At 46.8% G+C, this 13315-nt stretch carries 12 protein-coding genes and 2 tRNA genes; 7 read left to right on the forward strand and 7 right to left on the reverse strand.

Features of this window, described 5'->3' with window-relative positions; genetic code table 11:
• From OXH00_03340 to OXH00_03350, 3 genes are all read right to left on the reverse strand, one after another.
• The coding region (locus tag OXH00_03340; protein ID MCY3740036.1) for an efflux RND transporter permease subunit at positions 1-663 on the reverse strand (663 nt) is incomplete at its 3' end.
• Between the two features lie 107 nt (positions 664-770).
• Positions 771-1505, reverse strand: a complete 735-nt coding sequence (locus OXH00_03345) for a hypothetical protein (GenBank protein ID MCY3740037.1) — start codon at positions 1503-1505, stop codon at positions 771-773.
• A gap of 122 nt (positions 1506-1627) precedes the next feature.
• A complete protein-coding gene (locus OXH00_03350) occupies positions 1628-2407 on the reverse strand; it encodes a LamG domain-containing protein (protein ID MCY3740038.1) in 780 nt (259 codons plus the stop codon).
• A 216-nt stretch (positions 2408-2623) separates the two neighbouring features.
• On the opposite strand from OXH00_03350, the gene OXH00_03355 reads away from it, so the two are divergent.
• The 6 genes from OXH00_03355 to OXH00_03380 all read left to right on the forward strand — a co-directional run bounded on the left by OXH00_03355 (position 2624) and on the right by OXH00_03380 (position 10877).
• Positions 2624-4057, forward strand: a complete 1434-nt coding sequence (locus OXH00_03355) for an FAD-binding protein (GenBank protein ID MCY3740039.1) — start codon at positions 2624-2626, stop codon at positions 4055-4057.
• Positions 4058-4384, forward strand: a complete 327-nt coding sequence (locus tag OXH00_03360) for a hypothetical protein (protein ID MCY3740040.1) — start codon at positions 4058-4060, stop codon at positions 4382-4384. It begins immediately after the preceding gene.
• Between the two features lie 276 nt (positions 4385-4660).
• Positions 4661-5992, forward strand: coding sequence for an FAD-binding oxidoreductase (locus OXH00_03365; GenBank protein MCY3740041.1), 1332 nt, complete (start codon positions 4661-4663; stop codon positions 5990-5992).
• A gap of 164 nt (positions 5993-6156) precedes the next feature.
• Positions 6157-7812, forward strand: coding sequence for a PglZ domain-containing protein (locus OXH00_03370; GenBank protein ID MCY3740042.1), 1656 nt, complete (start codon positions 6157-6159; stop codon positions 7810-7812).
• A 17-nt stretch (positions 7813-7829) separates the two neighbouring features.
• The gene (locus OXH00_03375; GenBank protein ID MCY3740043.1) at positions 7830-9680 is read left to right on the forward strand and encodes a thioredoxin family protein; all 1851 of its coding nucleotides are present in this window, start codon (positions 7830-7832) and stop codon (positions 9678-9680) included.
• A 75-nt stretch (positions 9681-9755) separates the two neighbouring features.
• Positions 9756-10877, forward strand: a complete 1122-nt coding sequence (locus OXH00_03380; GenBank protein ID MCY3740044.1) for a tetratricopeptide repeat protein — start codon at positions 9756-9758, stop codon at positions 10875-10877.
• Positions 10878-10931: 54 nt separating this feature from the next.
• Here OXH00_03380 and OXH00_03385 read toward each other — a convergent pair whose 3' ends face one another.
• The 3 genes from OXH00_03385 to OXH00_03395 form a co-directional block, all read right to left on the reverse strand.
• On the reverse strand, positions 10932-11372 hold the full coding sequence (locus tag OXH00_03385) for a hypothetical protein (GenBank protein MCY3740045.1): 441 nt from the start codon (positions 11370-11372) through the stop codon (positions 10932-10934).
• Positions 11373-11485: 113 nt separating this feature from the next.
• A tRNA-Thr gene (locus OXH00_03390) sits at positions 11486-11557 on the reverse strand.
• A gap of 30 nt (positions 11558-11587) precedes the next feature.
• Positions 11588-11660, reverse strand: a tRNA-Phe gene (locus OXH00_03395).
• A gap of 231 nt (positions 11661-11891) precedes the next feature.
• Here OXH00_03395 and OXH00_03400 point away from each other — a divergent pair.
• Positions 11892-12014: a hypothetical protein gene (locus OXH00_03400; protein MCY3740046.1), complete on the forward strand. Its 123-nt coding sequence runs from the start codon at positions 11892-11894 to the stop codon at positions 12012-12014.
• A gap of 17 nt (positions 12015-12031) precedes the next feature.
• Here OXH00_03400 and dnaN read toward each other — a convergent pair whose 3' ends face one another.
• Positions 12032-13135 carry a DNA polymerase III subunit beta gene (gene dnaN, locus OXH00_03405; GenBank protein MCY3740047.1) on the reverse strand — a complete coding sequence of 368 codons (1104 nt, stop codon included), beginning with the start codon at positions 13133-13135 and terminating at the stop codon, positions 12032-12034.
• Positions 13136-13315 lie beyond the last annotated feature (180 nt).

Consider the following 13315-nt stretch of genomic DNA (forward strand, 5'->3'; position numbering starts at 1 on the left):
CATCGTGCCAGCAGGCAGATTCAAATTGCTTGCACGAAGTGCTGTGATAACTCCTGCAATCGGCAGTTGATATGCTTTCAAGCGATCAGGGTCTACCTCGATCCAAATTTCCCTTTCACGGAGCCCTGCTATTCGGACAGATGCAACGTTTTTAATATCTAAGATTTCGTCTTTTAAGTTCTCGGCGATGTCCCGCATCTGTGATTCCGCTATGTCGCCGCCGACAACAATTGTCAGCATCGGAAAACCAGAGGAGACATCAAGTTCTACAACTTGCGGATCCTCTAAGATTTCTTCCGGAAGGTCATTTACCTGTTCTACAGCGGTACGTAAGTTTTCAAGTTCTTTGTCGAATTCCCGATCGCTCATCTCTTCAAAATCGACAGAGATGATAGATCTCCCCTCCGAAGAGTTGGAAAGCATTAAATTGATTTTATTCACGTTTTCTTCAATAGCATCTTCAATAGGAGCAGAAACGAGTTTCTCGACCTCTTCCGGTGAGGCACCCGGATACAGCGTCGTCACAGTCGCGCTCTGTAATGCGATTTCTGGTGTGAGTTCTCGTGGTAGGTTTATCCATGCGTACAACCCGAAAATTATAATAATAAGCATCAACATGTTCGCTAAAACCGGGTTGTTCACAGACATTTTAGGAATGGACATAGCGGTGGCGTTTCTCCTTGTTCTTTATGTTACTTTTAAACGGTGTCTTTTGCGAAAACAGGTTTAGGGGCAGTGCTAACACCACCCCATTTTGAATTGGCTGACGCTTATTGGTTCGATTTGAGATGACCCCAGGTTGTTGCCAATTTGCCTTCTGGATCGACTGCGAAAGGCTCTATCCCTTCGCCGTCAATGGAGAGCGTATCCACAAGAAATGTAACAGTTTGACCACCCCAATTGTTCATAAAACCGATACCAACACGTTCTACATCGAATTTATGGTTCCACGTTTTGCCGCCGGAGAGTTCCCACTCATCCTTCTCGCTTTCTCGGTAGTAGCCTGAGAATAGATCATCCTCTTTGACAATCTTAAGATGAAGAGGGACATCAAAGCCGGTTTGGAAGTGTCCTTTGTCCTGCCAACCGCCTTGAACCATACTCCCAATGAGCGTTTTTTGAGGTTGGTTGGCTTCACCACCAAACAGGAAGCAGGCATAGTTCAAATCCTCATCACTATAGAGGAAAATGCCGATCCATGCATCTGCAGGTTTATCAGGTTCAGTGGAGAAAATCCCACTCACCGTTATATTCTTAGCGGCACTTTTTGGAACTTCTCGTTCGAGCATCGGTTTGTCAGGGGTTGTGTGCCCCCAATTCCCTGGATTTGTCATTTGTAAGAAGCCGTCTTTGACTTCAAACGTCGTTTTCTTAGCATTATGGTCACGGAATTCCCACCCTTCAGCAAGCTCGGTACCATCAAAAGGGTCGGTCCATACATCAGCAGACACTACCCCAGTGAGACTGAATATCAGGACTCCGCATACAAAAATCGTAATTCGCATGATAACCTCCTTTTGGTTTAAGGCATTATAACATAGTGTGTAATGTTATAGTTAACAAAAAACGGAGAAGATTCAATGGAAATATTGGAATTGTGAGACGACACATTTCACGTGATTGTAAGTTATCGGTCTGCTTTAAGGGTTGCCCAGGTTGTTGCGAGTTTGTTCGTCGGTGTGACAGCCAACCCGCCAAGTGCTTTCGCTAATCCGTGTTCAGCGATGGTTGTTAGATCATCTTCAGTGAGGACGACGTTGAAAATCGCGGCTTCATCAATAATACCGACGAAATATGAACCGCCACCCCATCTACCGATTTCAACGGCGTTTCCCGTTACAGCGATGGCTCCCGGACGTGTACTTACACCAGCACGTTTGCCGTTCACATATACAACGAGATGCTCATTTTTGGCGTTGCTGTCGTAAGTCGCTGCGAAATGGATCCATGTGTCTTCATCAGGGACATTCGCGGAGGCTCTCGGTTCCCAACTTCCGCCCGGTTTGACAAACGCTGACATTTTATTCCCTTCTTGTGGCGGGTCGATGCGTAGAAGGTACTCGTCGCTTTTCGCAATAAGCTGCCGCCAATCTCCGATGTCTGTGGCAAAGAACCATGCCATCATCGTGAACTCTTCGCCAGCTTGTAATGCTGGTGTTGACTCAATTGAGACCCACTGTCCACCATCAAACTCAAGAGCTTTGCCGAATTTACCGTCTTTCCATTTCGCACCGTTGATTTCGCCGTCGTGATCATTGCCAGAGGCATCTTTCGTTTCATTGCCAGCACCCTCATCGAACAGCCAAACACCAACGGCGGTCTCTGGATCGATCTTGGCGACGGAGACTTGTGGTAGAATCCCAACGATTGAATAGGTAAGTCCTAAAATTAATATCAATTGTCGCATTTTATTTCCTTTACCTACTTTTAACTTGATAGGTTACTAATGATTAGATTTTGACAGGCTGTGTAGACTGTCACAATTATAGCATGTTATAAGCTTGGTTCGCAAATAGAAACAATAAGTGTGTTTGTTAGATTTGAATTGGACATTCGATTGAAATTGTGGTAATCTAATATTAAGTCGTGAATCTAAGAATTATGCCTCCAGAGGAAATAGACTATGCACGAAAAAGAACAACTTATTGCTGACCTCTCTGCCCTCCTCGGTCCTAAAAATGTTTTAACGGATGCGACTGCGCTGTCCGTATATGAATGTGATGCCGCGCCCTCTTTTAAGGCGATGCCGGATGTGGTTGTCTTCGCGGATACGGCGCAACAGGTGTCGGATATTGTAAAGTTGGCGAACAAGCACGACACGCCGTTTATTGCGCGCGGCGGTGGAACAGGTTTAAGCGGTGGTATGCTCTCTGTTCAAGGGGGGATTATCATCGCTCTCAATCGGATGGATCGTATCTTGGAGATAGACCTTGAAAACGAAAGAGCGGTGGTTGAACCAGGGGTCGTGAATCTATTGTTGACGCAGGCTGTACAAAACCAAGGTTATCACTACGCGCCCGATCCGTCAAGCCAGAAGGCGTGCACAATAGGCGGGAATATCGCCGAAAATTCTGGTGGACCGCATACCTTGAAATACGGCGTTACGTCTGACCATGTGCTCGAATTAGAGGTCGTTTTACCCGATGGTGAGATTATTGAATTGGGCGGAACCGTTGAGGAAACACCCGGCTACGACCTACGTGGTGTGATGATCGGTTCTGAAGGCACGTTTGGGATCGTGACGAAGGCGGTCGTCCGCCTCACCCGTAATCCGCAGGCATACCAGACGGCACTTGCTGTTTTTGAAACGATGGACGACGCTTCAAGCGCGGTCTCGACAATTATCGGTGAAGGTATTATTCCAGCTGCGCTCGAAATGATGGATAGCCTCGTTATTCGTGCTTTGGAGGAAGCATTCCAGTTCGGTTTTCCACTTGATGCCGAAGCCATCTTGATTGTGGAACTTGATGGCATTAAAGCCGGAATGCAGAACCAAACCGACCAGATATTAGAAATCTTTAAACAGCATAACGCGCGAAAGGTGGATTACGCCAAAGATGAGGCGGAACGACAACAACTCTGGAAGGCACGGAAGAGCGCATTCGGTTCATTCGGACGACTTGCACCGAACTATATCACCCAAGATGGCGTTGTGCCGCGGACGACGCTACCAAAGGTATTGCGCCGGATCTCCGAAATCTCCGAGAAGTATCAGATTCCGATTGCGAATGTCTTCCATGCAGGCGACGGCAATATCCATCCTATCGTCCTTTTTAACGAACGTGATGCTGACCAGTGTGAGCGAGTCGAGCATGTTAACATGGAGATCCTTTCCGTATGTGCTGAAGTCGGTGGTACAATCACGGGAGAACACGGCATCGGTGTTGAGAAGATGGACTATATGCCTCTCATTTTCAGTCCTGCCGATTTGCAGGTGATGGCGACGGTCAAAGAGATTTTTAATCCAACAGGTCTCTGCAACCCCGGAAAAATTTTCCCGACTGCCGAATCTTACGCGAAGCTCGGTTTGCAACCGGATGCAGGGAGGAACTTCTAAATGAAAACCTTCTCTAAAGATGATGTTATCAACGCTATCCGAGATTTACTGCAAGATGTCACTGAAGTTGAATCTGTTGAACATATCAGTGGGAATGAATTCTCGGTTCGCATTATTATTACGAAAGCAGACAAGATACCTGTCATTCCTACGCACAGTTATGAACGATTTATTGACACTTTTGGTTCTGCGTTAGGACATAAATTTGATACTGATGGGAGCATATCAAGCACTGGTGACAGAATGGAATACCTTGATAGCAAGTCAGGAGAGTACTGGACGAGACGAATCAACCTCAGTCTTGACCAAATTAATGTGAAGGGATAGCGATGGAAGCAGGTGTAATAGCCACCTTAATTGCAGCAGGGGTACCTGTATTCCTCGCTATAGTAGGTGGCATAATATGGATTGTTCGAGAGTTCGGAAAAATTAATTCGCGGTTATCTCTACTTGGGCAGAGCGTGAAACACTTGAAAGATTCGCCTGTTTACCAGGACCTGTTCAACCCGGTCAGGTTGAACAGATCGAAGGACTCGAGATACGGATTCTCACCAATAAATCTGAAACATAACCGTTTACCATTGTCAGGAAGAAGAGAAATACATGGAAAATTCACGTGCCCTGCACGATGAACTTAAGCATATTGTTGGAGAATCCGGCATCTTGCCAAAGACGCAGATTGCCGCTTATGCTTTTGATGGACATGTTCCGAAGGCGGTCGTTTTGCCAGCATCCGTTCAAGAAATGCAAGATGTCCTCCGATTTGCGGCGAAAGCGAATTTATCGGTTATGCCTGCGGGTGCTGGCACGAAACTCGGCATCGGAAACCTACCACAGAAATTAGATGTCGTGTTGGCGACAACTCGGCTGAACGGTGTGGTGGAATATGAACCTGCGGATTTAACTGTCACCGTGGAAGCGGGTATCCGTTTAGCTGCCTTGCAAGCCGTATTGGCACAACATCGACAGTATCTTGCGTTGGATCCAGCGTATGCGGACCGATGCACCCTCGGCGGGATTGTCGCTACAAATGCAAGTGGATCGCTCCGTATGCGATACGGAGCTGCACGAAATCAGGTCTTGGGGTTACGAGTTGTTCACGCGAACGGGACTGTTGTCAAGAGTGGTGGTAAAGTGGTGAAAAATGTTGCCGGTTATGATCTTAACAAACTCTATATCGGTGCTTTTGGAACGCTCGGTATTATTACCGAAGTGACACTCAAGTTGTCACCAATACCGGCACATGAAGCGATACTCACAGCAGATTTTCAAGACGTTCAAAATGCTATTGACACGGGGTTGAACGTTGTAGGTTCGCAGATACTACCGATGTTTGTAAATCTGTCTATAAACTTGGATATAGAAACCGGTGTTGCTACGGATGGGGAAAAACCGACGTTAGTGGTTGGGTTCGGTGGGGATCCCGAAACCGTGGCGTGGCAATTGGCGCAATGTCAAGGAATTATGGAACAAAATAGCGGATTAGGTGTCACAATTACTGAGGGCGAATCGCGAGTGTCCCTTCAGGAAACTATTCAGGAATTCCCCGCGACGGATAGGGATACAGAAAACATAATTGTCAAGGTGAACCTGAAACGCACCGATATCGCCGAATTTGCTGTGCAAGTGATGGACGCGAGTTGGGCGCGTGATGTCCAAGTAATGGCACTGCTCGGAAGTGGCATATTGTATCTCTCTATACCTGTTACTTCTGATACAGATTTCCAGGAACTTGCGAATACGCTAAGGCAGCTGCGTCAATCTGCAACGGTGGTGCGCGGAAATCTTATCGTAGAAACCGCACCATCTGAACTTAAAGAGCATATTGACGTTTGGGGGCCCGTCGGAGACACACTCGGTTTGATGCAACAGGTTAAAGGTAGATTTGATGCGGGAGGTTTGTTGAACCCGGGGAGGTTTGTCTCTGGTATTTAGTTTTTGCTCTGTTTTTTCTTCAAGATTCACGATGCTCACCCCGAAAGTAATGGGCAAGCGACGGATTGCCCATTTTATCAAGATATAGGTGCACTTTGCGAACCTATGTCGCACTTTTGTCAAGCGGATTTTGGCTTGCGAGCTGCGCCAAAAGGGGGTATAACATGAAAGAAAAAAGATGGAGGGTTCTGTGGATTGATAATCAGAGAACTGACGTAGAGCAATCTAACGGACAACCTGAAGATTCATATCGTGAAAAACAGAAGTATATAACACCAAAACCGTATGTTCGCTTTTTGGAGTACGAAGGATACGATGTATCCTTAGCGGACACGGGTGCTGAAGGCATTGCTTTACTCAAAGACGAGACATATCACGCTGCCTTACTGAATTACGATGCAGCGCTGCAAACGGATAATCTACTTGCGCGGATTCGAGATGTGGATGCCCATATTCCGATCATTCTCCTCACGCGTGAGGATGGACAGGAAGTCCTGCAGCAAGCGAGCCTTTATAATATTGGCAATATCTTCATGATGTCAGAGAATGCTCAGGTCAAGGCTTCTTCAAGACAGCTGGCATTATCACTTGCCTTTTTGCTTGAAAAGCAAGGCGTTCGGGAAGCGTATACACCGCAAGCGTACGTCCAAAATTTTAATCGGACGCGCATTTCCGGTGGGGAAATACGAGAACGCGACGCTGATAGCGATTGGCAAACATGGATAGATACTTATGTTCGTCTCGTGGAATGGGATCTGCGGCTTGATACCTTACATAGTGTTGACGGGCTTAAAACTATTCATGAAACGGAGAAACATGAGGCAAACGCTGCGTTTGCGAACTATGTTCAGGATAACTATAAGCATTGGCTTGTCGGTAAAGCGTCGCCGACCTTATCCGTGGATGTCGTTTACAAATATGTCATCCCTGAAATTCAGGCGGGGAAGCAGGTATTATTTATTGTTATGGATTGTATGCGGCTCGACCATTGGCTTAAAATCGAGCCGTTGCTTTATCCACTGTTTGACATAAAAACGGATTATTATTATTCCATCGTGCCAACAGCGACGCGCTATGCCCGGAACGCTATTTTTAGTGGTCTGTTTCCGCTTGAGCTTGCTGAAAGATATCCAGACCTGTACGCGGAACCGGATAACACACACACGAGCATCAATCGTTATGAGAAACAACTTCTGCGTTTGCAATTTGAGAGGCACGGCATACCTCTCAAACCGCCCTCGCATTACTTCAAAATTTTTGATGTGCGTGGGGAGATGCAATACCTGCACTGGCTGAGCGTCGCAGATCGGATTAGTTTGTCGGCACTCGTTGTCGATTTCTTGGATATGCTGACCCATGCGCGGTATGAGGTGGATTTACTTCGGCAGCTTATTCCAGATGAGGCGGCATTCCGAACGCTCGTCCACGCGTGGTTTCAACATTCTCGGCTTTATGAAATATTCAGGATTGCTGCCGAACGCGATATAACCGTCATCTTAACGTCTGACCACGGTTCGTTACGCTGTCAAAATGCTGCGAAGATTTCAAGCCAAGCCGCACTTACTGCTGGGCTTCGGTTTAAAGAGGGCAGAAACATCTCGTGCGCCCCTGAAACCGGATGGATTATAAAAGACCCAGAGACGTATCGTTTACCCGGGGAATCAACGCGGATGAATTATGTTCTCGCTAAAGAAGACTACTATTTTGTTTATGATAGGCAGTTCAACGTCTATAAGGAAATATTTCAAGGCAGTTTCCAACACGGCGGCGTTTCTCTTGAAGAGATGATTCTGCCGTGCGTTGTGCTTGAACCGAGGTAGTTGAGGAGGATTTACGTATGTTGAAGAGCATCAAACGTCATCAATACTTATTCTGGGGTCTGGTGACACTTATCGCGATAACTTTCCCGATTCGCACACAAGCACAGCTCGCAGATTTCGGGCTTGGTGAAAAAATACCTGTTGAGAAACTCTCCGCGAAAGGTTACCTCTCACTTGACAAGGTGCAACCGGGCAGTCAATTCCAAATTGCTGTCGTTGTGGAAATTGCCAAAGGATGGCACGTCAACGCCAATCCAGCGAAGGAAGGGCTTATCGCGACCGAGGTGACCCCGCCTGAGGTGTCGCATCTCACTTTTGGGGCGGTCGTATACCCTGCAGGTGAAGTGCTAAAACTCGGGTCAATCGGGGAGGCACCCGTCTATCACGATACTATCACTATCGGTATCCAAGCCGACTTAAACCAGACGGCTCCAGTTGGATCAAGCACGTTAGATTTTCAGCTGCAATATCAGGCATGTAACGATACGCAGTGTCTGTTACCTGAAACCCTCGCTTTTTCAATACCTATTGAGATTGTCGGTATAGAAGAGCCTGTTCAACGTATTCATGAAGCCGTTTTTGCTAATATTGAATTCATGGCACCGCCGAGTTCTACTGGTGACGAAGGGAGTCTCGAGCGCGCCCTCTCCGGTGGGCAGGTCTGGCTTGCGTTCTTACTCGTGTTTGCAGGTGGAATCTTGACGAGCCTGACGCCATGCGTTTACCCACTCATCCCAATCACCGTTTCTGTTTTTGGTGCCAACGAGTCTGCTGGTCTATTTAAATCTTTCCTGCTCTCTGTTGTGTATGTTATCGGCATTGTTGTTATGTATTCGATTTTAGGCGTGGCGGTTGCTTCAACAGGTGCTGTTTTCGGTCAGATAATGGCGAACCCGTGGGTTGTCGGTTTTATCAGTTTAATTCTCGTTACCCTCGGACTGTCAATGTTTGGTGTTTTTGAAATTCGGTTGCCATACTCGGTACAGAACCGTCTAAACACTGTCGGTGGTGCTGGATTTGCCGGAGCATTCGCTATGGGAACGGTCGCTGGTGTGATCGCAGCACCCTGCACAGGCCCCGCGTTAGCAGTGGTGCTAACGTATATAGCGACAACGGGGAGCCTGTTCCTCGGATTCTGGCTCATGTTCACTTATGCGCTCGGAATGGGACTGCTTTTTATCGGTATCGGTACATTTTCGGGTTTGCTCTCTGCGCTGCCACGTTCAGGCGGTTGGATGTATGTTTTGGAAAATATCTTCGGTATTGCGATTATTACGATGGCCCTCTATTTTCTTAAAGATGTGTTTCCGGTCTTGCAGAGTTTCCTCCAGAACTCACTTCCATTTTTTGCTATCGCTGGCGGTTTAGTGCTTATCGGTTTATGGCTCGGTAAGTTGACACAACGTTTCAGTGGTATCTCTCCACAGATGAAATTCCAGAAAGCGTGCGGTCTCTTGTTAGCGGTGTTCGGTGCCTATATGTTTGTGGGTGGTATTCAACAACCTGCTGGACCCCATCTGGATTGGGTTTACGACGAAGCAGAAGGATTTGAAATCGCTAAACGGGAGAACAAGCTTGTAATGCTCGATTTCTATGCCTCTTGGTGTGCCGCGTGTAATGAACTGGATCACCAAACATACGCGGATCCGGCTGTTGCAGCGAGACTTGATGACTATGTTAATGTTAAGCTTGATTTTACCCGCACCTCCGAAACCACGAAGGCACTCACCGAGGAGTATCAGATTCCCGGATTGCCGGTTGTCATTTTTTTGGATGCTGACCGTACCACTCTTAAGCGGTTCACTGGGTTCGTTAATGCTGAGGATATGCTCGGCATTCTTGACGAAATTGAGAGCAGCAGGCAATAGTGTGTTGTTTCGGTTGTCGGATTGAAACGACTGTAGGATAGTTTTGTGTTTCAGCTCAAGGCAAAAGGAGTCCGTATGTTATCCAATGTAAAATCCCTATTTTCTTTACGCAGTTGGCTCATTTATGCAGAGGTGTTGGCGGTAGTCGGCTTTGTTGTGCTGGCATCGTTCTATATTCGTCGGGGCAGTGCCGAACCCGAATCGCCACCTGTGTCACAGGTGGGTGCCTTCGTTGAGAAGGCGGATACACTTTTTGCGCAAGAGGATCTCGTTTATGCTGCGCTTCTCTATTGGCGGGCGTTACAGGCATTAGAAACCGCTGAAAAGGGACAAATGGTACCCGTAAACGGGGAGTCCCAGACGAGTGCTGAGGTCGGTTTGCACGCGAATCTCCGTATCGCGGAAATCTATTCACGGAGCAATTGGGCGAAAGATGCAAGGGCGCGTTTAGAGCATGCAGCACGCATTCAACCGGATCATCCCGATGTTCGTCTTTTACGCGGCAAGCTGCTGAGCAATGAAGCCTTAGACGATACATTATTGGCGCAAGCGACGGAAGAATTCCTTGCTGTGATCGAGAATGATCCAAACAACGCTGAGGCACACTATCGTCTCGGCGTTCTCTATCACGGGAACAGGCAACTTGAGCAAGCCGTTGAACACTACAAAAAAGCGATTGAAAGTGATCCAGAGTTCCGAGATATTGTGTCTGAAAAAGCACCTATCGGTATCCTTGCCCGCCTCCAGTTATCGAGGACGTACGCCAAAATGCTTCAAAGTTATCAATTTCTTGATCGGGAATTCACCGATGAAGATATGGCTGAAGTGACCCGCCTTGAATCGGAGTCAATTCTCTTATTGGAGCAAGCAGTAGCAAAGCGTCCTGAGATGGACGAAATTATTGCAGATCTTGTGCGTTTGTACTTTGCGCGTGCAGCTGCGCTTGAACGCGAAGATATTGAAACGCGTGGGTATGTGAACGCGCTTCGAGTCTACGAACGTATTGCAGAACTTGATCCGCAAGAGGTTCGCGCATGGGAACGGATGGCTGAAATTTATGGCAGTTTCCTTGTGGATAAGGCGAAGGCACTTGAGATGTACCGGAAGGTATACGAGATTGAGTCACACCCGACTGTTTTAGCGAATATCAAATCGCTTGAAGAAGACATTGCAGCTGAGTCTGAATCGGAAGAATAGCGAAGATCGGAAAAGAATCCTATATTTTTAGTGTTGATATCTACGAAGGTAACTTCAAGAACCCCGCAGAAAATTCAAGTGTCGCGGCCGATGGTGTCGTTTTAATAGCTTGTCGATTTTCTTGTTAATCTTGTTCGGGAGCGGAAATGTTAAACTCTGGACTTTCTTGTGATTCTTTCCATAAGATGCTTTAACAATTTCAAGCGCAATAGGCAAATATTCCAACCGACGGCGTAACTTTCGCCCTACCTTCTTCGGTAAACGCGGAACAGTTGCTGCCACTCCATCACTTATCTTTTTAGTTTGCTTTGAGGCATGTTTGGTTAGATTCTTAATCATACCTCTGATTTCTTGGCGGTGTTTATACAAGAGTTTAGCAATTTCAAGTGCCAAAGGTAGAAGTGCTAAGAACCCAGGCATCAATTTTTGAAGGCTCTTGGGCAAATGAGGTATGATGACTTTCGATGCGTTCAGGAGTGGGACAGTATTAATCACTGGTGTTCCTCCATGATTTTTAGCCAAATGTGTTAAGAGTACGGAATAGAAATAAGTCTGATGTTGCAAACTTGGTAACATGAAAAAGTAGCGGAAACTGGCACATGATGAAGAGCCGATGAGAGGATTTGAACCTCCGACCTACTGATTACGAATCAGTTGCTCTTCCACTGAGCTACACCGGCTTAACAAACTGTGACAATTGGGGAAAGAAATGCCGAGAGGCAGAATCGAACTGCCGACACATAGATTTTCAGTCTACTGCTCTACCGACTGAGCTATCTCGGCACAAGGCTATATTATAATACCATTAAAGTGGAGGGTTGTCAAGTTTTTTTGAGAAAAAATCGCTACCTTTGCAAACACCAAACCTACTGCTTTATCCACTTTGAAATTAAAGGTAAATCCGGTTCGTAGTAGGGCAATTTTGCGGCGTACGCGAAGCAATCCGCAGAAATATGCAGAAATCCGCAGAAACGCCCAAGCAAAGACCCCTATCAATACGCAAAAACACCCCAAATGCGAAATGCATTGTTGCCCGTTGTTGACTTGTGGACGTGCCGTAAATTGCACGACTACGAAAGCCTTATACCGGTCGGTATGCCTGAAACCGGTTCGCTACAGCAGAAATCGATGTCCTGAATCTATGAAGTTTGCCGTTAGGATGCCAAGCGCATCGGCACGACAAGACAAAGATGGCCTTCCTCACCGATCGGTTTAAAGAATATAGGCTTCACTTCAGTTGTGAATTCAATTACGACGGATTCTGTTTCGATGTGTGTCAACGCCTCTATCAATAGGCGCGCATCAATCCCAAACCGTATTTGTCCAGTGGCGGATTCCACAGGAAGCGTCTCGTGTGCCTCTCCTAATTCCGGGGTATTCACTGAAACTTGGACCTGTTCGGTGTCAATTTCTATACAGATCGCGTAGCTTTTTGGATTTGATAGCAGTGCGACGCGTCTACCCGCTTGTAGGAGTTGTTCTTTGGAAGCGATCGCAGTACCTTCCGGGGCTTCGGGGATGACTTCTCGGTATTTTGGGTAATCTCCCTCGACCAGCCGTGTGGTTAAGGTGGCTTTGTCATCAGCGAGCAGCACCTGATTTTCCAAGACTGAGATCTGTACTTTATCAGATTCAGCGAAAGTGCGTTCAATCTCTTTGACGGCTTTCAGTGGAACGATGAATCCCTCTACATTCTCTGGCGTCTCGAACGGTTCGCACTGCGCGAGCGCAAGCCGGGTCATATCAGTAGCAACGACTTCAGTCTTATCTTCAAGGAAACTAAAATAGAGTCCGTTTAGATAGTATCGGACATCTTCTGTCGCTGCGGCAAATTCGGTTCTGCGGATGACGGCGCGCAAGGTTTCACCGTCGATCGTCAGTGAATGTCCATCAACAGAGGGCAATTGCGGGAATTCTTCGTCCGAGAGTCCAATAATCTTATAGACACCGTCGCCACAAGTGATTTCAACACGATCGTTTGCCGTGGTTACAAGGTGTATCGTCTTATCTTCGGGGAGTTCTTTGACGATGTCAGCCAGTTTTTTAGCGGAGACAGTAATTGCACCGTCTTCTTGAATAGCACCTTCGACCTTAATCTTAATCCCGACTTCAAGATCCGTTGCGACACATTCAATGTTTCCATCTGTGGCTTGGATCAGGACGTTTGAAAGAATCGGTAAGACATTGCGTCCACTCGCTACACCTTGTAGCACTTGCAGGGCATGCAAGAGGTCATATTTTTCAAAAGTTAGTTCCATTTCCAATTTTCCCTATTAAGCATTTCAGTAATTCTACCAGAAGGTCTCGTTAAAATTGAGCACATTTTCAACTTTGCAGAGGCGTTCAGTTTTCAGTAATCAGCAGTCAGCAAAACAGCAATGAGTTATCAGCGGGTAGTGGGTATCATTTCTACCGAAGAAAAGACTACGACGGTTCTT

It is taken from the genome of Candidatus Poribacteria bacterium, from assembly GCA_026706025.1.
Lineage (GTDB): Bacteria > Poribacteria > WGA-4E > WGA-4E > WGA-3G > WGA-3G.

Excerpts from the sequence above, each read along its gene's own strand:
- OXH00_03360 (MCY3740040.1), top strand. The coding sequence starts at position 4,058 with ATGAAAACCTTCTCTAAAGATGATGTTATCAACGCTATCCGAGATTTA.
- OXH00_03370 (MCY3740042.1), top strand. The coding sequence starts at position 6,157 with ATGAAAGAAAAAAGATGGAGGGTTCTGTGGATTGATAATCAGAGAACT.
- OXH00_03375 (MCY3740043.1), top strand. The coding sequence starts at position 7,830 with ATGTTGAAGAGCATCAAACGTCATCAATACTTATTCTGGGGTCTGGTG.
- OXH00_03350 (MCY3740038.1), bottom strand. The coding sequence starts at position 2,407 with ATGCGACAATTGATATTAATTTTAGGACTTACCTATTCAATCGTTGGG.
- OXH00_03365 (MCY3740041.1), top strand. The coding sequence starts at position 4,661 with ATGGAAAATTCACGTGCCCTGCACGATGAACTTAAGCATATTGTTGGA.
- OXH00_03355 (MCY3740039.1), top strand. The coding sequence starts at position 2,624 with ATGCACGAAAAAGAACAACTTATTGCTGACCTCTCTGCCCTCCTCGGT.
- OXH00_03345 (MCY3740037.1), bottom strand. The coding sequence starts at position 1,505 with ATGCGAATTACGATTTTTGTATGCGGAGTCCTGATATTCAGTCTCACT.
- dnaN (MCY3740047.1), bottom strand. The coding sequence starts at position 13,135 with ATGGAACTAACTTTTGAAAAATATGACCTCTTGCATGCCCTGCAAGTG.
- OXH00_03380 (MCY3740044.1), top strand. The coding sequence starts at position 9,756 with ATGTTATCCAATGTAAAATCCCTATTTTCTTTACGCAGTTGGCTCATT.
- OXH00_03400 (MCY3740046.1), top strand. The coding sequence starts at position 11,892 with ATGCGAAATGCATTGTTGCCCGTTGTTGACTTGTGGACGTGCCGTAAA.